The 20,528-nt window shown below is 34.1% G+C and carries 18 protein-coding genes; 3 read left to right on the forward strand and 15 right to left on the reverse strand.

The window, feature by feature from the left end; genetic code table 11:
• Window positions 1–48: 48 nt before the first annotated feature.
• The 5 genes from AHA02nite_RS12085 to AHA02nite_RS12100 all read right to left on the reverse strand — a co-directional run bounded on the left by AHA02nite_RS12085 (window position 49) and on the right by AHA02nite_RS12100 (window position 4,785).
• Entirely contained in the window at window positions 49–492 is a 444-nt protein-coding gene (locus AHA02nite_RS12085; RefSeq protein ID WP_146817647.1) for a VanZ family protein, read from the reverse strand.
• Window positions 493–691: 199 nt separating this feature from the next.
• A complete protein-coding gene (locus AHA02nite_RS12090) occupies window positions 692–928 on the reverse strand; it encodes a hypothetical protein (RefSeq protein WP_146817649.1) in 237 nt (78 codons plus the stop codon).
• Window positions 929–1,829: 901 nt separating this feature from the next.
• Window positions 1,830–2,243: a Panacea domain-containing protein gene (locus tag AHA02nite_RS15235; RefSeq protein WP_218025424.1), complete on the reverse strand. Its 414-nt coding sequence runs from the start codon at window positions 2,241–2,243 to the stop codon at window positions 1,830–1,832.
• 94 nt (window positions 2,244–2,337) lie between these two features.
• Window positions 2,338–2,838 (reverse strand): type II toxin-antitoxin system MqsA family antitoxin, encoded by a 501-nt coding sequence (locus AHA02nite_RS15240; RefSeq protein WP_218025425.1) that lies wholly within the window; start codon window positions 2,836–2,838, stop codon window positions 2,338–2,340.
• 672 nt (window positions 2,839–3,510) lie between these two features.
• Window positions 3,511–4,785, reverse strand: coding sequence for a deoxyguanosinetriphosphate triphosphohydrolase family protein (locus AHA02nite_RS12100; protein ID WP_146817651.1), 1,275 nt, complete (start codon window positions 4,783–4,785; stop codon window positions 3,511–3,513).
• 256 nt (window positions 4,786–5,041) lie between these two features.
• Between AHA02nite_RS12100 and AHA02nite_RS12105 the strand changes: the two genes are divergently transcribed.
• The 3 genes from AHA02nite_RS12105 (at window position 5,042) to AHA02nite_RS12115 (ending at window position 8,930) form a co-directional block, all read left to right on the forward strand.
• Window positions 5,042–6,103: an OB-fold nucleic acid binding domain-containing protein gene (locus tag AHA02nite_RS12105; RefSeq protein ID WP_146817653.1), complete on the forward strand. Its 1,062-nt coding sequence runs from the start codon at window positions 5,042–5,044 to the stop codon at window positions 6,101–6,103.
• A 14-nt stretch (window positions 6,104–6,117) separates the two neighbouring features.
• The gene (locus AHA02nite_RS12110; protein WP_170236092.1) at window positions 6,118–7,338 is read left to right on the forward strand and encodes a phospholipase D-like domain-containing protein; all 1,221 of its coding nucleotides are present in this window, start codon (window positions 6,118–6,120) and stop codon (window positions 7,336–7,338) included.
• A 173-nt stretch (window positions 7,339–7,511) separates the two neighbouring features.
• The gene (locus AHA02nite_RS12115) at window positions 7,512–8,930 is read left to right on the forward strand and encodes an O-antigen polymerase (protein ID WP_170236093.1); all 1,419 of its coding nucleotides are present in this window, start codon (window positions 7,512–7,514) and stop codon (window positions 8,928–8,930) included.
• A gap of 173 nt (window positions 8,931–9,103) precedes the next feature.
• Here the strand turns inward: AHA02nite_RS12115 and wzx are convergent, their stop codons facing one another.
• From wzx to AHA02nite_RS12165, 10 genes are all read right to left on the reverse strand, one after another.
• Window positions 9,104–10,414, reverse strand: a complete 1,311-nt coding sequence (gene wzx / locus AHA02nite_RS12120) for an O-unit flippase-like protein (protein ID WP_146817658.1) — start codon at window positions 10,412–10,414, stop codon at window positions 9,104–9,106.
• A 90-nt stretch (window positions 10,415–10,504) separates the two neighbouring features.
• Window positions 10,505–11,701 carry a glycosyltransferase gene (locus tag AHA02nite_RS12125; protein ID WP_170236094.1) on the reverse strand — a complete coding sequence of 399 codons (1,197 nt, stop codon included), beginning with the start codon at window positions 11,699–11,701 and terminating at the stop codon, window positions 10,505–10,507.
• A gap of 18 nt (window positions 11,702–11,719) precedes the next feature.
• Window positions 11,720–12,604, reverse strand: coding sequence for a glycosyltransferase family 2 protein (locus AHA02nite_RS12130; protein WP_170236095.1), 885 nt, complete (start codon window positions 12,602–12,604; stop codon window positions 11,720–11,722).
• A 27-nt stretch (window positions 12,605–12,631) separates the two neighbouring features.
• Window positions 12,632–13,621, reverse strand: coding sequence for an SDR family oxidoreductase (locus AHA02nite_RS12135; protein WP_146817664.1), 990 nt, complete (start codon window positions 13,619–13,621; stop codon window positions 12,632–12,634).
• 1 nt (window position 13,622) lies between these two features.
• Window positions 13,623–15,002: a nucleotide sugar dehydrogenase gene (locus AHA02nite_RS12140; protein WP_146817665.1), complete on the reverse strand. Its 1,380-nt coding sequence runs from the start codon at window positions 15,000–15,002 to the stop codon at window positions 13,623–13,625.
• A 15-nt stretch (window positions 15,003–15,017) separates the two neighbouring features.
• Window positions 15,018–16,115: a glycosyltransferase family 4 protein gene (locus AHA02nite_RS12145; RefSeq protein WP_246118859.1), complete on the reverse strand. Its 1,098-nt coding sequence runs from the start codon at window positions 16,113–16,115 to the stop codon at window positions 15,018–15,020.
• Window positions 16,116–16,136: 21 nt separating this feature from the next.
• Window positions 16,137–16,769, reverse strand: a complete 633-nt coding sequence (locus tag AHA02nite_RS12150) for a NeuD/PglB/VioB family sugar acetyltransferase (RefSeq protein WP_146817669.1) — start codon at window positions 16,767–16,769, stop codon at window positions 16,137–16,139.
• Between the two features lie 32 nt (window positions 16,770–16,801).
• Window positions 16,802–17,422 (reverse strand): sugar transferase, encoded by a 621-nt coding sequence (locus AHA02nite_RS12155; protein ID WP_146817671.1) that lies wholly within the window; start codon window positions 17,420–17,422, stop codon window positions 16,802–16,804.
• Window positions 17,412–18,539, reverse strand: a complete 1,128-nt coding sequence (locus AHA02nite_RS12160) for a DegT/DnrJ/EryC1/StrS family aminotransferase (RefSeq protein ID WP_146817673.1) — start codon at window positions 18,537–18,539, stop codon at window positions 17,412–17,414. The genes AHA02nite_RS12155 and AHA02nite_RS12160 overlap by 11 nt, the downstream gene beginning before the upstream one ends.
• 32 nt (window positions 18,540–18,571) lie before the next feature.
• Window positions 18,572–20,389 (reverse strand): polysaccharide biosynthesis protein, encoded by a 1,818-nt coding sequence (locus tag AHA02nite_RS12165; protein ID WP_146817674.1) that lies wholly within the window; start codon window positions 20,387–20,389, stop codon window positions 18,572–18,574.
• Window positions 20,390–20,528: the final 139 nt, after the last annotated feature.

Consider the following 20,528-nt stretch of genomic DNA (forward strand, 5'->3'; position numbering starts at 1 on the left):
TTCTAACTGGACTTCCCTTATAGTTTAGTCCTAACCATTGTCTTACTCTTATCTGGTATGTCCCTTTGTAGCTATCTTCCTCCAAATAACAACATACAAAAGCACGCCAAAACCCGCACCAACTGTATCTAAAACAACGTCACTCACTTCTCCAGATCTTCCTGGTATGTATAATTGATGAACTTCATCTGAAATCGCGTACAATAAACAAACGACAATCGTCACCCAAGCACTTCGCTTAAGCTCCACGCCACTTACTCTTAAAGCATTCATCACGAGAATCCCAAGCACAAAGTAAATAAAAAAGTGCGCCGCTTTTCGAATGAGGTAATGAACCCAATCCGTGTCCGCATCAATGAACGGTACAATCGATAAAACGAGATCGACGACACTTCCGCTTAATTCACTCGACTGTTCTCCAGGCTGGTGTGAGAAATAAAAAATAAGCCCCATCCACATGAGGACAGCCAACCAAGACACTAACTTCTTCATCATCCATCTCCTTACATTCCAACCTAAAAAATCACCTATTATCATATGGTACAACAACTTCCATTAATATGGAATCTACAAAATAAAATCCCACCGTTTTATTATGAAATAAAACGGTGGGAACGTCTGAACTGTCCGTAATTTTTATTTTTTGGGGAAAGTGGGCTCCATTAATTCCCACTGTTTAATAATTTGAGAGTTATTTTGAATTTCTTTTACTGATCCGATCAATTCGAAAGTCTTCTTTAAGGACTTGTATAAACTTAAACATACTTAGAGGAACCTTGCCTCCACTTAGTTTAAAGATCTTCCAATGAAGTCCGAGCATCTTTTCAAGATCTTCTTTCCGCCGTTCCTTACTAAATAGATAGTAAGCATGAATAAACTCAGATTTCATTTTCTCAATCTCTTCTGTTTTGTCTTTTACAGTTTCCAAAAAGCTACCTTCTCACCTCCACTATAATTTGTTGAAAAAAGCTGCGATTAGTTCTTAGTTCTTTATAACCACCACCTTATTCCTACAAAGTACAATTATATTTTACAAAGTTTTCAGAAAAAGTAAAGTACTTTTTCGAAAATAATTGTGAACAAAATGTGAACAATGTCAAAATTAGTCATGTATCAGCCTCTTATAAAGCTCCCGCTATGACTGAATAAGAAGATAGGCGTTCACTTCCTCTATTAGGCGAACTTATACTTGCTCCCTTTTAAGGATTTCTTAAGAGGGAGCACTTTGTTTTTGTTGCTGCACAGCTGGGAATCCGGCGTTCGCCGGAATAGGGGTGCACTTCGCCGGATTATTGAAATTTTCGCCGGAATAATTCTGTTTTCGCCGAAAAATCGACAATTTCGCCGGAATAATGGTTTCTTCGCTGATAATCCAGTTTTTACCACAGCACAACCCCACAATGTAAATGTTAACTACACGGCAGTGGTACATAATGATTGTGTTCAAAGTTAGCTTTCTACTAAAGTAACATTAAATTCTAATCGTTAGGGCGGATACAGTTGATTAATAAAAAAGCGTATATTGAAAGCCGTTACATTAATCATGAACAAAAATCAAACAACAGCAACCGCTTGTTTAATGGATATCACTTTAATCAAAATAGAAGAGTTGCTCGATCTTTTTCTTCGTTTTACCCTGATCTGAAAACAAAATTCCTTCTTATAATTTTTCACTATTGAAGGAAACTGTTCACTATTAAGAAAGTAAATAAAAAGCCCACCACTAATATTTAGTGATGGACTAAATTGCAAATTTTATTAATTTAGTTTCTTCTGTTATATAGGGAGTGGCAAAACTCAAGCTCTACCTCTTATTAATTAATCGATTGTTAAATCCTTGCAAATGAATATGATATGGGGCTATTACATGCCGTATGCTTATATGCTTCTTCTTCATGCATCTTATGAACAATTTCGTCAGTGGTTAAATGGCCAATCATTGAAATTATATGTTCCAGTGTTTGTATTTCCTCATCTGTTAACTCTGTAATTTCAAACCCAGGTGATGGTTTAAACTTATACCCAATATTTTCACCGTACTGAATAGTATCAAACTCAACACCATCTAATAATACTATTTGTTCATACCCTTCTGGAACTGCACCCATTGGCAATGCATTGTAAACAAGGCCACTAATTGATTGCCCTGTTCGTTTAAAGTTTAATATATCGGAAAACCATAGCATTTTCATAAGCTTTACTTTGTGAAGGCTATTTACCTTTTCTGAAAAATAATTAATCATTTCAATGACTTTCTTTAAATTAAGATCTGAATTCCCCCTAGTTATTGGATCTTCATAATCCGCATAACTAGCGTAAATTGAATCTATAAGATAATTATTTCTTTTTTTTATACTGTTCTTTTGCTTTATGCAATAACTTTAAATATGCTTTTTCCGATATTTTATCTTGTTCCTTTGCTTCATGTAGCTTTTCTATAAACCACTTTGGGTCAGAACTAATTTTCATTAATACATCATCATGAGCACGATCTTGTACTTGATGGTTTTCATACCTTGTAATGGTTGCTCTTCCCCAACCTAAGACTTCAGAAAAATCTTTTTGACTGATGTCATATTTCTTCCTAATGTCATGAATCTCATTAGAAGTTAACAACCCTAATTTCTCCCGGTATGCATCTTTCATGGCTAAACTATTAGCTTTTATCATTTCTTCCGACTCTAGAAAGTCTTCCGTAGCAGAACAATAATCATATTGAGCAGTAAAACTAACTTCTTCGCCTTTAAAGACCTCATGATCAGTCACTTCAACAGTTTCAACTTCATGCTCTTCCATACAAAGCAAGCAAAGTTTCTTTTCACTTTTTAATATTTTCATTATACTCACCTTTACTTTCTATAAGGAAAGTCATCTTCCTTAAATGGAATCTCTGCAAAATGAAAGGACATAACCAAAATAAAACTGTCACCAGCAACATATGTAAAGTTTACATTTGCCTTACTACACTTTTGCAGTAATTGTAAGATTGTTAGGTGTCAGACTGATTTATTTGGTCTCACTAAAGGTATTATTGAATATGAGACATGAACCAATTCCAGTGATTTCAATGGTGGAAATAATATTTTTCTTGAGGATTAATTAGAAGCATAGACCTAACAACTTTGGTGTTGCCGATGCAATCGAATCAGCTATTGCGCAAGGTTAGTGAGCAAATTTAACGCATCTTCTCTCTCGATGATTTAGGAAGAAAAGAAACATTAGAGATCCCCAAGAAGATGGCTAAAGACGAATCTATTAACGCTGGCGCATCCCTGATGATCTAGAAAATGTAGACTATGAAGACATTCCGTTAGCCTATTTACCCGGAAAAGCTACGAAAGTTCGGGCGAAATCAGCAGGGACTTTAGCTAATTAGCTATCACCTTTTTTAAAACATTACAGTTATTGGAAACTAACTGTAATGTATTTATATCACTATATTATCTACTACAACCAAAGATTTTATAGAAAACAACACTTGATATTAGAGTCTTGTAATTGAGGTACTTTTTACAAACTAAAATCCCTAAAAAACTTTTCATCATATATTTGGTCTATTGCATTGTCCCCATATATCTGTTTGAAATAATTAACCGCATAGGAATCCATCATACCTGATATAAAATCTGTTATGTTACGTTCAATTGATTCATTTTCTCCCCTGAATTCGACCGGAAGTAAAAGACTATTTTTATTAAATTCCTTATCACTTAAGCCGTTAAATATACCCTTAATAACTTTTTCTCCTTGTTTTTCATACAATTGAACTGAGTCTGAACGGTTTACAGAATTGAAAGTGAATTTCTTAAGATCTCCCGCAAGCTTCTTATGCTCTTGGAAACCTAACTCATAATTATTCATTGTCCCAGTCTTTTTGACCATTTCCTCATCAACTTTTACCACACCTATATCATTAATTAGAGTATTGACTAAATTTGAAGTTAATTCCTTCCTGAATAAAAATCCATACTCCTCAGATGACTTGTATATGCTTGCAGTACTTGCAACTTCTCTCGCTCTTTCCACTAACCTTTTCAACACTTCATTATCATCTTTACCAAATTCAAATATGAATTCGTCAATATTAAACAACTTAAGACTTAGTGCATCTTCTAAATCATGAGCAGCATATGCAATTTCATCTGCAAGATCAACTATTTGCACATCTACAGTTCTTGGTTTTATAGATAGGTCTAATACTTCGCTTTTAATTTTCTCATAATCATCCCGGTAAACAAATTTCTCTTCATTGTTGTTAATTGTATTATAATATTTGACTACACTTAACATAGTTCTCAGTGTTAGGTTTAACCCTTTGTTATTAGGTAACTTCTTCTCTAAATTGTTTAATACTCTAAGTGTTTGTGCATTGCCTTCAAAACCACCTCTTCCTCTCATCAAACGATTTAAAACCCTTTCCCCATGGTGGCCAAAGGGAGGATTCCCAATATCATGTGCCAAAGCTCCAGCTTCAACAACATAAATATCATCAAGATAAACATCTTCTAACCCTGAATCCTTACTTAGTTTTGCTGCAATTCCTCTCGCTATTTGGGCAACTTCAAAGCTATGAGTTAACCGGTTCCTATAAAATTTATCACTCCGTATACCTAGCAATTGCATCTTTCCTTGTAGTCTCCTAAATGACGTTGAGTAAAGTATCCGAGAATAATCTCTTTGGTAATTATTCCGCGCCCTCTCCACATTATCCTCCGGATATAACCTGCAATCTAACTCTTTCAAAGGTACATAGTACTTCTCCAAAAAAACTTTCATGTCTAGCATCAGAATTCCCCTTTCTAAAAATAATCATTAACCAAACACCTATTATTTAATAATTCTACAAAAATTAACCAAATCCTCTATATTTTTTAACCTCTCGCCATTTTCCAACAAAACATTCCCTTCACAACACTTGGTGCCTAAACTCCCACAACACTTCAGAGTACACTAATCCAAGTTATCCCCCACACCCTATCCTTCCAAGGAATTTTATGGTACTTTGAGTGTGGAAGAAGTCTGTTATGAAGGTGGGGCAATTATGGGGGAAAATAGTAGATTAATTGTAGCACTCGTATTAATTGGTGCTGTTGCTATTGTCGGTGTTCTATTATCCAATCAAGATATGACATTTCTAGACAATGATTCAGAAGAGAGCGAACAGCTCATTGAGGCTACTGCGAATGATGATGGTACCTCAAAAGATTCTAATATCACGAATTACCTTGAGGGAGTTGTTTCAATTAATGAAGTAACAGAGGAGTTCCTCGATCAAACAGTAAGTATTGAAGGAACTGTCCAGTCAATCGATCATCACGAAGATGATCATATCTTTCTTGAAGTAAGTGATGAGACTGGTTCAATGTCTGTACCGCTGTTTGCTGATAATGATATTGATCACAGTTCAATTAGTGAGGACGAGACGTATATCTTTACTGGTTCAGTCAATGAATTTCAAGGTGAGGTTGAAGTAGTACCGGAGAATCAAAGCGATATTAATTTGATCAATAGTTCACCAACTACTATCACTGAAGATCACGTAGGTGAGGTTGTTAATATCGAAGCGCAACTTCTAACAAAACATAACCATCCTGATGGCCATGTATTTATGACCGTTTTAAACAAAGATACTGATGAAGAAATTGATGTACCAGTGTTTAATCAAAGTGAAATTGCAACTGAAGATATACCTATTGATTCAACATTGATAGTTAATGGCATGGTGAATACTTATAATGACAACCTTCAAGTCATTCCACAAAACCAAGAAGACTTACAAGTAATTGAAAAAGGTAATGACGAAGGATTAGAGCTAATGGATATTGGTCATATTTCTGAAGAAGATCGAGGGAACATGTTTGATGTTCGAGGTAGTGTTACGAGCCTTAATGAACATGATGGTCACCTATTCTTCACTTTATCTAATGGAGAAGAAGAAATCGATGCTGTTCTCTTTGAAGCTCATGGAGAAGAAATTGAAGGTAGAAAAGTCCGCATTCGTGATGCTTATAATAATGACTTTCCAATAAGAGTGTTAGCTATGGTGAACATTTATAATGACGAACTTCAAATAATCGTTGAGAAAGTCTATAACGAATACTAGTGTAGGTGATGACGGTGTCTGAAAATAAATTATTTATAGTGATCATTGTAACAGCAATAACATCATACCTAATTCCTACACCTCTATTTTTTGCAGTGAGTACTCTCGTTTTAGCTTGGGTAAGTTGGGAATTATTTAATTACCATAATAAAAACCAAGACGGTAACAATTCAACACTACCTTTTCTACTAATAGGAATTCTTCTCGTCAGTGTGAACTTCTTAGTAGAATACGTTCAACACGCTTTCTTATTAATCGGTCTAGCATTCATCATACGATCATTCATAATATTAGCTGTTAAACAGAATAACCAGACAAACTCGATTGCAACATCCTCTAACTATAATAAGACTAATGAAATCAATGAGCCTGCCCAACATACTGAGGGCTTTAAAGAGTTCATGAGCCTCTTAGATGAACATACTAATCAAATCCATGAAAAACTTAATGCCATTAGCCATGAAATAGACATTAACTCAAACCTGGTTGGTGAACGTGAATACAAGTCGCAAGAATCTATTAAAGAGGATATCTTAAACCAATTGAATTACGAGGAAAAGACCAAAAATAAAGAGATAACAGAAACAATTCAAGGTATTATAAGTCCTATTGTGTCTTCACTTACTAACTTAGAGAAATCTATTTCTGAAAAAAGCATTGAAGAAAAAGAGTATATTACTCAAATGGTTGAAACTGAATTACAAAAAAACCAAAATCATTCCTTAGAAGACATAGAGACAATAATCAATCAATCTATCAGTCACATTAATAATCAACCTGAACTCTTAGAGGACGAACAAATTCGTGAAGCTTTTATAAATGCGATCATTTCTGCAGAAGAAGAACTATGCATAGTAAGTCCATGGGTTAATGAAAAAGTATTAGAAGGTTATATACCATACTTTCAAGCTGCTATTAAGAGAGGCGTTACCATAAAAATACTGTATGGCTATACTGATTCCTATAGCCCGAATGATAAATCAATAAAAACTGATCAAGCTATTCAATACCTTAAACTCCAACTCACCAATGTACGACCAGGTGGGTTAAAAATGAAAAAAGTTAATACGCACTTCAAACTTACAATCTGTGATGAGAAGTTCTATTTAATCGGCAGTTATAACTTCTTATCCTTTGGTGGTAAATACAACGAAGAAACACGTCACGAAGCAGTTGAGTACTCTGAAAATAAAGAAAGAATCCAGGAGTATAAGGAGAGGTATTTTCGGTTTTAACACATCCAATAAGGCTACTTGTCAGATGGTAATATGGGCATACTGTGATTGATTGAAACTTGTGCTGATTCAATACCTAATAATTGTATATTATAGTGATACTTCTAATATTTTTATGATACACTTATAATAGTTTTTGTATTTAATTTTATAATGAGGTGCAATCTTTACATATGTGGTCAAATATAGCTAATTCTCACTTACTTAATAAATCTTTTAGTAAAGATAATATTAAAACACTTCCTATTAAACTATTAATAGCTTTACTTTCTACTATAGTGTCATTCATAGTCTTTTTATATTCATTTGAACATTATAGTGATCGCTTTCTTTTTTTATTACCTTTATCTTATGCTTTTTTAATCATTCTATTTCCAGCTATGTGGAAGTATAGTAAAAACAATATAGGGATGATCATATTAAATGCAGTAATCTTTATAAGGTATGTCATCTCACCATTATTTAGGTCTCTAACGATTAACGAACCTGCAATCAGAGGAATCTTGCCAAGTTCTCAAGGGATTCATTATGGTATTCTTATTTTAATCATAGAGCTTTTTGTAGCTTTTTTCGTAATTCAAATGTTCGCACATAAATTTTACAAAGACAAAACTATAAAAAAATTCAAGCCTATTGAATCTAAACTTGTCTTAATAATATTCCTTTTTATCGGATTTTCGATTTTCTCCCTTTTTCCACAGTTATTAGGTAGATACAATTTCTTTTTAGCTAGTGGGCCCTTCAGTGATATCAATTTAGATATTCCTTTTGCGGGGTTACTAATAATTATTACTGATTTAATCCTAATCATAATAGCTATAATTATAATAAATCATTTTAAAATAAAATATGACAAATCTCCTAAGTTTAGGTATGTAATATTTTCGTTGTTAGCAATTTTGCCAGTTATCACCATTTTTAAAGGGACTAGTCGTTTTAGTGTTGTGATTCCAACTATTGCATTTTTAGTAATCTTAATTAAGCTTTATCCAATGTATAAAAAGCGAATAATACTATCCATTGCTTTATTGGCTATAATAGTTTTTATAGTGTTCACATTTAGTTTAGACGAGCAGAGATCTGGAGAAACAAACTATTCTTTAAACCACCTAGCACACACTCTTGATGCATATATGTCTGGCCCAAATAATATGGGAAGAGTAGTGGATTTGCAGAACAACTACGGGGTTTTCTTAACAACAGAAACTCTGAAAAACGATACATTTAATAATATCGCTTTACTAAGTTCCTTATCAGATAGTTCAAATACTACAACTGCTTGGTTCAATTATATGTTTTATAACCATCGTTTATATACTGATCAAATCGTACCTCTGTCTGGTCAGTCATATATACATTTTGGAGTAATTGGAACACCATTGTTATTAGCCATCACTCTAATATTAATGATGTTTTTCGATAGTAAAATAAGATATGAGAATAGAATAGAGTTTACTTACCTATATGTTACAGCAGTTTGTAATACTAGTATGGCCATGATGGTTAGCTTTGGGAGTATTTATCCCTTTTTTATAAATATCTTCATACCAATTATGTTGATATTTTATATGAATAGAAAAATAAGACTTTAGAATTGAAGGCTAAAGGTAATGTCCTAATAAGTTATAAGGTGAATAAATGCCCAATGAATATATTGTCTATGTCAAAATAAAAGGAAGGGAGTTTGAGCTAATGCACACACTCCCTTCCTTTTATATGAATTACATCTCGTGAAATCCTTAAGAAAACATACCCATTCCATTGACTAAAAGTCTCTTGCAAGGACTTTATACGGCCAGACCCAGTTATTATAAACAAGATTCACGAATAGTAATGGTAAAATTAAACTGTAAATACTATTAAATAAATTAAGACTAATAACTTGTAATATTATTATAATAACAGTTGATAGAATGAATGATTGACTATGAGGAAAATAGTTGTTTATTGATATATAAGTACTAAATAATGAATGGTTATTGTGTAGAACATATATTAAGATAATTATTATCGTAATATGTAAAGGGAAATATCTTATACCTTCATTAAACACCTGTACTATAGGTTCACTGAATAAAATCATTAAACTTCCCAAACTAAGAATTAACCATTGTATTTTTACTGCTTTAAATAAGTATGACCTCGCATCTTCAGTTGCTTTCTTTGTTAATAAACTACCTAAAAGTGGCACATAGGTGTTAAACAGAGTATTGCTTACCTGCATTAAAGTGGTTAACATCTGCTGTAACAAACCTAAAACGGCACTGGTTTCTAAACCTAAATAATAAGAACTCAACAAGGTCATTCCTCTTAAGGTGAAAAAATTAGAAATTGAAACTAACGCTTGCTTATAGGTATTTGGTAGCAAATTGCGCGCGACAACCTTATTACCATCTTCAAAATATGTCACCTTTTTATTCCAGCTACTTATATTTTTTCTAAATTCTACATCATAATTGTTAAAATAATATATTGCTAAAAACCTTGCTGAAACTGATCCTATTAAGAACCCTAATGCTATTCCTAACACTCCAAATCCAAAAAACAGGAATATAGCCGAGAGCAATAACTGTGTTAACTTGTCCATAACCCTTACTTTTTGGCTTTCTTTAATTGCGCCAAAACCTTTGAGCAACGGTTTCCAATACCCAAAATATAAGTTTATTGATGTAGCTAATGTATAAACAAACCATGGAGCTAAGCTTATACTAAGAGAGTTGTCTTTTGAAATAACACTAGACACATATAAGCTACCTAGACTAACAAATAATATAAAAATTAATAGAGACAATGAAGAATAAAAAATCCTGGATATTTTAATTATTCTTACTAATAGTTCATAATTCGGACCACTATATTCTGTATCTGTCAGGCCTTCTTTATTTATAGTCTTTGCTCCACTTACAGCATAACTTACATTTCTAGTGATAGCATTTGAGAATCCTAAATCAAATAGCATACCTAATAAACTTAGACTTACAAACGTATACCAAAGACCTATTTCTGCTGGAGATAAGTATACCAAAGCTAAGGGAAGAAGTAGTAGATTTCCACCACTATAAAGAAAGAAACCCAAGTAACTCCACCTAATGTCTTTTTTCTCAATATTAATTTTTATAGGGAACCCTCCCTTCAACCATTCTAGATATCTCTTCTACAAAGTTGATTAGTTAATTATATTGTAAAACTTATTTAACTTATCAGATTCATCTTCACTTTTTATTTCACTACGTAAATTAGATACTAATGCGGATCGTACATTCTTATCTCTTACTACTTGCTCTATCTTTTCAGAAATACCTGTACTATCAAAATTTGCCACAAGACCAGAATAATTATCTTTAACTTGCTCTTTTACTGTTGGGAAATTTGTTGTAACTATTGGTTTACAACAATACTTAGCTTCATCAATAGCATTGGATTTACCTTCAAACTTTGACGGGTGGAAATATAAGTCACAATACCTTAAGTATGAGATTGTGTCCAATTTAAACCCCAATAATATTATATCATCATCAAGGTTATAGTATTTTATTAGTTTCTGAATCTTTTTATAGTAAGAGCCAGTTCCCAAAATAAACCACTTAACTTTAACACCTTTTTCTAACAAATCCTTTACAGCCGCTACACCAAGCTCTAACCCCTTATTAGGATCTAACCGGCTTATTGTTAATATCTTAAAGCCAGAGTAATTAAGATAATTATCATCCACTGCATCTACATTTAAGCTTGTGGGTAGTAGATTATACATGACTTCAGTGTTAGAAATAACACTTGGAAAGGTCTCAGTTAATATATCTCTACATATATGAGAAACACAAATAATTTTATCTAATTTATCAAAATAAACCTTATCTATTGTAGCGTTTCTCTTTAACACTCTGTAATCAGTTCTAATCCAACCAATTTTTTTTTCAGCTTCAACACAATCTACTACATACATAATTGAATGTCCGCCTGATACACCAATAGCAACATCGTATGACTTATTTAGCCGTGGTAGATCTTTACTATATTTAAGCCAATACTCTTGTCGAGAATAATTCATACTAGATATAAACTTACCTTTTATTGCCCCTTTTATATATCTATATAGATTTTTATAGGCACTAAAATTATTAACTCTTGGTAAAAACTTCAAAAATGAAAGGCCAGGGTTTGGTAATGTTAATAAATAGTGATTGATATCTGGCTCAACAATATTAACATCTTCAGGCAAGTAGTCATGTAGTTGTCCCTTTCCATATAATGATAATATGTCAACACTATATTTTTCTCTATCCATAGAATTTATCAAATTTAAAAGGCTTTTCTGCGGACCACCAATATTAAAGTTAGAAACAACAAACAATACCTTTTTCAACTCTGACACTCATTTCATTTAATTATTTTTAATTTTATTAGCAACTTTGATGAAAACAGCCAATAATATACCAGCAGGTTTTGTAAGGATCCTTAATACATTACTCCTCTTGCTTTGAAACACAAACTTTTTTTTCCCTAGCAGTTGAGTAGCATTAAAATGAATTAAATTTATAATTCTTCTTTTAAGGCTTGGAATTAAGTTGTGTATTTCATATCTATACTCTGAAAAGTTATCGGCTGCAACAATATACTTTTCATAACGCTTTTTTGAAATCCCATCATCGAGATACTCAACATATTTTAAAGGCTCATTTAACATTAACAAATCATAATCATTACTAATCAGGTAATATTGGTAACTAGGAGGCATATGTTTATTTTCAAGATTAGCAGGAAAAGGATAACTCTTTATAACTTCTGTAACAAAGAAATATGCTTTATCACCTCTCATAGAGAATTTATAAATTAAATCAATCCAATTAGCTTGTTTCAAATCACATGGTAATTGGCTTCCAATTATTTCACCATTTTCATAAGAGTCTAAAGCAATAATTCCAGCAACAGAATTATCTGCACTTTCTAACCATTTCTCATTGACTTTCTCTATTGCATTTTCATAAAGCCAATCATCAGAATCTAAGCAAGTAAACAACAACCCTTTAGCAGAGGCCATCCCCTTATTAAGAGCCACATGTTTACCTGAATTTTCTTGTCTAAAGTACATAATATTTAACTTCTTTTCTTCTATCCAACTTCTTACTAAATCTTTAGTATCATCTGTTGACCCATCATCAATAATTATCCACTCAAACCTCTTATCTGATTGATCAAGTAGACTATTATACAATCTAGGAAGTGTATATGCTCTATTAAAGGTTGGAGTACAAATTGTTACTAACACGTTCTTCACCCTTACATTTAAAATTATTTACCGGCTGACTTTTTGTAAGTTTGTTTCATACCAACTAATCGCTTCACTTATACCACGTGCAAAGTTCCAATCTGGTTCATAACCTATTTGCTCTTGAGCATATGTAATGTCAGCATTACTATGTTTTATATCCCCTTTACGCTCAGGTCCAAACACTGGTTTTATATCCTTCCCTAACGCACTATTTAAGTTTTTATAAATATCAATTAAAAACTCTCTACCCCCATAAGCTATATTATACGCCCGCCCAGCTGCTAAAGATCCAGCAGTGCAAGCTTTAAGATTAGCATCAATGACGTTTTCTATATAAGTGAAATCCCTACTTTGTTTCCCATCACCGTTAATTAATGGTTGCTCATCATTTAGTAACTGTTTAATAAACTTTGGAATCACAGCAGCATATGCTCCATTAGGATCTTGACGACGGCCAAAAACATTAAAGTAACGCAAACCATATGTATCCAAATCATAAAGATCCTTATAGAGCTTTGCGTACTCTTCATTTACTTTTTTAGTTAAAGCATATGGAGATAGAACATTTCCTTCTCCACCTTCTACTTTTGGCAAAGTCGGTTCGTCCCCATAAACTGAAGAACTAGAGGCATAGACAAACTTTTTAACACCTTTTTGCCTAGCCGCTTCTAACATGTTTAACGTCCCTTTAATGTTAACTTCTTCATAAAAAAGTGGCATCTCTATACTTCTTGGCACACTTCCCCAAGCTGCCTGATGAAGTACAAAGTCAACACCATCACATACAGATAAACATGTGTCTAAGTCTGTAATGTCACCTTCAACAAATTCATAATTTGGGTGATTTATAAACTCTTCAACATTTCCCTTCTTGCCTGTTGAAAAGTTGTCGAGGCCTCTAACTTCGTAGCCTAAATTCAAAATTGCTTCCACTAGATTAGAACCTATAAATCCAGCTGAACCGGTAACAAGAAACTTACTTCCTTCTGGGAAATTAATATCTTTGTACCCCATTTTATAACCTCCAGTAATTATAACCAGCATCCTCTGCTTCTTTTCGACCAAATACACCTTTAATATCTATTAATACTAAATCTTCTTTTATCTCAGAGTTAGAATCCGATGTAGCAGCTATTTCATTATATGCTTCAGATATTGCTTTCTCGGTACATCTGTATACTTGTTTTAGCTCATCAAGATTATAGGATTGGAACTCCTCATGATTAACAGCAAAAATTACAGCATCTACGTTTTTAACATCTTTTTTATCTGTTACCTCTAATCCATAAGCCAATTGTAAATCTTCTTGATCAGCTACTGGATCTATAATTTCAACTTCAACTCCATAATCTTTTAACTCATTCACTATATCTATAACTCTAGTATTTCTTACATCAGGAGTATTCTCTTTAAACGTAAAACCATAGATTGCAACTTTAGAGCCACTGATTTGCTTTTTGGCCTTAATCATCTTTTTAACTGTATTTTCAGCAACGTACTTACCCATATCATCATTAATCTTTCTTCCTGAAAGAATAATTTGTGAGTGATAACCTAGCTGTTCTGCTTTGTAAGTTAGGTAGTATGGATCAACACCAATACAATGACCACCGACTAATCCAGGATGGAATTTAAGGAAGTTCCACTTGGTTCCGGCTGCTTTTAACACAGCATTTGTATCAATGTTCATCTTATTAAATATAATAGATAATTCATTCATGAATGCGATGTTGATATCACGTTGAGCATTTTCTATTACTTTTGCAGCTTCAGCTACTTTTATACTTTCAGCCCTATGTACTCCAACATCAACAACTAACTCATAAACTTTTGCAATTGTATCAAGTGTTTCTTCATCCATCCCCGAAACAACTTTAACAATGTTTTCAAGTCTATGTTCTTTATCACCTGGATTTATTCTCTCCGGTGAATAACCAACTTTAAAGTCTTCTCCACATTTCAGACCAGACTCTTTTTCTAAAATAGGAACACATATATCTTCGGTTACACCTGGATAAACAGTTGATTCAAAGACAACAATTGAACCTTTAGTTAAGTTTCTTCCTAGAGTTCGGCTAGCAGATTCTAACGGTTTTAGGTTTGGTGTATGGTCGTCCCTAACTGGCGTTGGTACTGCTACAATATGAAATTTTGCCTCCTCTAATCTCTTTTCATCAGATGTAAAATCAACCGTTGTGTTTTGGATTACTTCATTACCCACTTCTTTTGTTGGATCAACACCGTCTTTATATTGCTGCACTTTTGTTTCGTTAATATCAAACCCTATTACATCTATCTTTTTTGCGAAGGCTACTGCTATTGGCATTCCCACATAACCTAGTCCTAATATTGAAATTATTTCTTTCTTATTAATAATATTTTTGATAAGGTCCATAATAACTTCACCTTTCTACACAGTATTTACTGCTTTATTTATTTCTTTTAAATATGCATTAACTATTAAGTTCCTGTCGAACTCCTCTTCCATTTTGTGTCTAGCTTTTACCCCCATAGTTTTTTTCTCCTCAAATGATAGCTCAATAAACTTTGTAAGGCTTCCAACTAAACTATTGACATTCTTCACTTCAAAAGTAAAACCACTAACACCTTGGTCTAAAGCCTCTTTACACCCCGGGACATCTGACGCCAAAATGGGGCGTCCAGCAGATGCAGCTTCTAATAAAACATTAGACATCCCTTCATGGTAAGAAGGGTTTATCAATGCATGACTTCTTTTAATATAAGGTCTAACATCCTCTTGTCTACCATGATAATTTATAATTCCTCTTTCTTCTAAATCATCTAATAGGTAATTGAAATTCTCTTCTTTCCCACCAATAATATCAAGACAGACATTAGGATAATTTACTTTTATAATTTTCATGGCTTCTAATAGTTCGTTAACACCTTTTGCCTTCATTACTCTTCCAATGAAAACAAATCTTATAGAGCTTGTATGGTTAGGGTATGATTTAAAAGAATGTTTCATCAAATTAACCCCTGAACCTGGTAATAATCCATACTTTTTATCAACTATCTTTTTATTAACGAAGTAATTCATATTCGACTTATTCTGGAAGAAAACATAATTTGCACCTTTTAGTCCAATCTTATATAAAAAAAGTGATAACTTCCTTATTAATTTACCACTTTCTATCGAAGTCCCCAAACCTGTGACATTTGTGATATATGGTACTTTACACAATCTACTTGCCAACCCACCATATACGTTGGGTTTAATGGTATATGTTAGAATGACATTAGGCTTATGCTTTTTTATCATCCTGAAATATCTCAATAATAACTTAAAGTCAGTAAAAGGGTTAGTTCCTCGTCTATTAATAGGAGTAATTAAACATTTACAACCCTTATCTTCGAAATATGAGGTCTTTTCATCTTCAGGTGCAGCTATCAGCACCTCATACCCTTCAAGTAATAAACTATCAACTAGTTCTTCACGGAAATTATAAATTCCGTTAATTGAATTTGATACTATTAACACTCTCATCATACAGTACTCCTAATTTATTTACCTTATTTTTTTTGCAGGAACACCAGCGTAGACACTATTTTTCTCTGCATTATTAATAACAACAGCTCCCGCTCCAATAGTAGTATTATCACCAATGTAAGAAACGCCTGTTATAATAGTACTATTCATACCCAAAAATACTTTACTACCTATATCTAAAGAAGCCCCCACAGCAGTTTGAGTTGAAATTAAACTTGATTCACCAACTGTAGTATGGTGTGCAATTACAACCCCAGGACTTATAATCGTGTAGTCACTAATTTTGACTTTGGTCCAGACAGTAGAATTCGCCTGGATATATACACCTTGCCCAACTTCTGCACTTGGACTTACAGTTGCATTAGGGTGAATTAATGTAGGGGTAATACCACCAAGATCATTAATGGTTTTCATTATTTTTTGTCTCAACTCATTATTCCCTATGGCTACTATAAACTGGTTGTTTTTTATATCGGCTTTTTCCAACATAGAATATTGATTAATTATAGGTATACCCATAACGACATTTCCTTGTTTTCCAATATCTTCGTCGTAGAAACCTTTAACGTTATAATTCAATGATTCAGCTAGTTCTACCATAGTTTCTCCATAGGTTCCAGCTCCAACAATATAAATATCTTTTTTTGTCAATCTATCCACCTCGGAATATTACGTATCAGGATTTATCTCTTAGTACCAGTAAATTTATTCATAGTTACATTGTTATTTTTATTAACACCTTCGCGTCTAAAAACTTTCATGAAGGTTTTTGAAATGATATTAAAATCGATTAAAAAAGAAATATTGTCCACATATTTAATATCATAATTAAACTTTTCTTCCCACGATATAGTATTTCTACCATTAACTTGAGCAAGACCAGTTACCCCCGGCCTAACATCATGACGTCTGCTTTGATAATCATTATACAAATCCAAATACTCTACTAATAATGGTCTTGGACCAACAATACTCATATCACCCTTCAAGACATTAATTAATTCAGGCAATTCATCTAAGCTAGTACTTCTTAGAAACTTACCAAAGTTAGTATGTCTCAATTCATTAGGAAGTAATTCTCCTTGTTCATCCTTCTCATCAGTCATAGTCCTAAATTTATACATTGTAAATATCTTCTCATTAAGACCAGGCCGATCTTGCTTGAAAAGAACTGGACTTCCTAATTTAACCCTTACTAAAAGAGCAACTAAAACAAGGATCGGGCTCAGTAAAATAATTGCTATTAATGCAAGAGTGAAATCTATTACCCTCTTAAAATAATTTCGATATAAACTATTTAACATTTAACCACCACATTGACTTAATATTATTTATAATTCTACTAACTTGTTTATCAGTCATCTTAGTATCAGACGGTAAACAAACGCCTGTCTCAAACAACTTCTCTGCCACACCTTCTCCAACAAAGTCATACTGTTTAAAGTAAGGTTGGATATGCATTGGCTTCCAAATTGGTCTTGATTCAATATTTTCTGCATCTAATGCATCCATAATGTCAGTTGGTTTTACACTTCCATTGAGTGTAATACAACTTAACCAGTAGTTAGGGTCATCAAAGTCGTTTTTTGGCATGAAGCCAATACCATCTAGTTCACTTAACTCTTGTTTATAAGTTTCATAGATTTCTTTCTTCTTTTGAACTCGTTCATTTAGTACCTTGAGTTGCCCCCTACCAATACCAGCGACAACATTGCTCATTCGGTAGTTAAAACCCAGTTCACTATGTTGATAGTGTCGGGCTTGGTCACGTGACTGTGTCGCCCAGAACCTTGCTTTTTCCACCATTTCTTCATTATTCGAAACGAGCATTCCTCCACCAGAAGTGGTAATGATTTTGTTGCCATTGAATGAAAATATACCGTAATCACCAAATGTTCCTGTTTGTTTCCCCTTGTAATAAGTACCGAGTGATTCTGCAGCATCTTCAATTAATGTAACGTTATATTGATTACAAAGTTCTACAATGCGGTCTAAGTCTGCTGATAGTCCGTAAAGGTGAACAACGATAACTGCTTTTACTTCAGGGTACTTTTTAAAAGCTTCTTCTAATGCTTCAGGGCACATATTCCACGTTTTATAATCGCTATCGATAAATACGGGTGTTGCACCTTGATAAATGATTGGGTTGGCCGTTGCTGAGAAGGTTAAAGTCGGACAAAAAACGATGTCATTTTGTCCAACTTCAGCAGCTCTTAACGCTAAATGAATAGCTGCTGTACCTGACGACAGTGCAGCAGCTGATTTAATTCCAACTTTATCGGCTAACTCTTGTTCAAAACCGTTCACATTACTACCTAGTGGTGCAATCCAGTTTGTATCAAATGCTTCTTGTACATATTGTTGTTCGTAACCTTCATCACTCATATGAGGTGACGACAAGTATATTCGTTCATTAGACATTGTTGAACTTCCTTCCAGTCATAATCATTAAGTTAAGCTAATTCGGTTACTTCTTCTGGTTTCACTTCGATAAATTCCATTAACTCGCCTTTTAGCTGATCTTCATTATTCTCTAACAGACCGTCAACGGCTTGATGTACCCCGCGTACATTATCGAATGTGCATTTTCCGATGTAGATTTTCGGGAAGACTTGTTTATCTGAGATTTCGTCTTCACCGAGGAGTTCTTCGTACATTTTCTCACCTGGGCGGATGCCTGTGAATTCAATGCCGATCTCATCGTGTGTGTAGCCTGATAGTTTGATTAAGTTTTTGGCTAGATCAACTATTTTAACTGGTTCGCCCATGTCTAAGACAAAGATTTCGCCACCGCGTGCTAATGACCCGGCTTGAATGACGAGCTGGCTTGCTTCTGGAATCGTCATGAAGTAGCGCGTCATCTCTGGGTCTGTCACAGTGACTGGTCCACCTTGACGGATTTGTTCTTTGAATAGTGGGATCACACTACCACGGCTACCTAAGACGTTTCCGAAACGGACGGCTAAAAATCGCGTCTCGCTTCTTTGTGATAAGTTTTGGATAATCATTTCGGCAACGCGTTTTGTTGCACCCATGACGTTTGTTGGGTTAACCGCTTTATCGGTTGAAACGAGTACAAATGTTCCGACGTTGTGCTCATCAGCTGCATCTGCGACATTTTTCGTACCGAAGACGTTATTTTTCACGGCTTCACGTGGATTGAATTCCATTAATGGTACGTGTTTATGGGCTGCTGCGTGGTAGACAACATCTGGCTTGTACTGCTTCATTATTTCAAAGATGCGATCTCGATCTTTTATATCGGCTATGATCGGTGTAATCGTAAACTGACCTTCATAACGATTTCGTAAGTCTCTTTCGATTTGGTAAATGCTGTTCTCTCCATGACCGAGGATGATCATGTGTTCTGGTTCAAACGGGGCTATTTGTCGGCATATTTCTGACCCGATTGAACCACCCGCTCCTGTAATTAAAACCGTGCGCCCTCCAATAGTCTCGGCAATACTGTCCATGTCTAAATCAATTGGGTCACGGCCTAGTAAGTCTTCTACTTCAACATCTCGTAATTGACTTACTGAGATCTTACCTGTTGCTAAGTCTTCAAACTTCGGAATGATTTGTGTTTTAACTTTTGTCTCTGAACATTTGCTGAAGATCTCATTCAAACGTTCGCGGGTTAGTGAAGGAATGGCTATGATGATATGGTCTATGTCGTAATCTTCCACCACTTCTTTTAAATGTTTAACTTTTCCTGCGACTGGAATGCCTAATAGCTGCATGTTTTTTTTCGTAAAGTCATCGTCTATAAAGGCTACTGGATTCAATTCGCTTGCATCACTTGATTGCAATTGACGAGCGACCATTGCGCCTCCAGCTCCAGCTCCGACGACGAGCGTGCGCTTCTGACCTTTGCTTCTGCCTTTAATGAATTCATCTCTAATAATTCGCCAAGCAAAGCGCGAGCCACCAATTAATAATATGTGTAACATCCATGCCACAGCTAATGCTCTTATGTAAACTGTTCCAAAGATGACGAGTTGTGCCATAGCTGTTACTGCGATTGATAGTGTGACGACATAAAAGATCGCCATTAATTCTCGTATACTAGCATACTCCCATACTTTGTGATAGAGTCCCCGTGCCATTGCTAATAAATGGTGCATAGCTAATAGAATGGCTGATGAAAGCATAATGATTGCTTCATCGATCACAAAAGTGTTGTAAAGAATTAGTGTGCTTAGGTATATAGACCCAAGTACGATCAACGTGTCTAAAAAGATTAGACTAGACAACCGCTTTCGATAAGTCATATGAACCTGTCCCCTTCGTAAATATCCCCATAATATAAGTCCCGACACTTTACATCGTTATACGGCATGTAAAGTTGAATAGTTATTTTAACCTCTCCCCTTAGGCCTATTTAACTATATTAATTACGCTGTGAATAAT

The organism is Alkalibacillus haloalkaliphilus, assembly GCF_007991275.1.
In the GTDB taxonomy this organism is placed as follows: domain Bacteria; phylum Bacillota; class Bacilli; order Bacillales; family Alkalibacillaceae; genus Alkalibacillus; species Alkalibacillus haloalkaliphilus.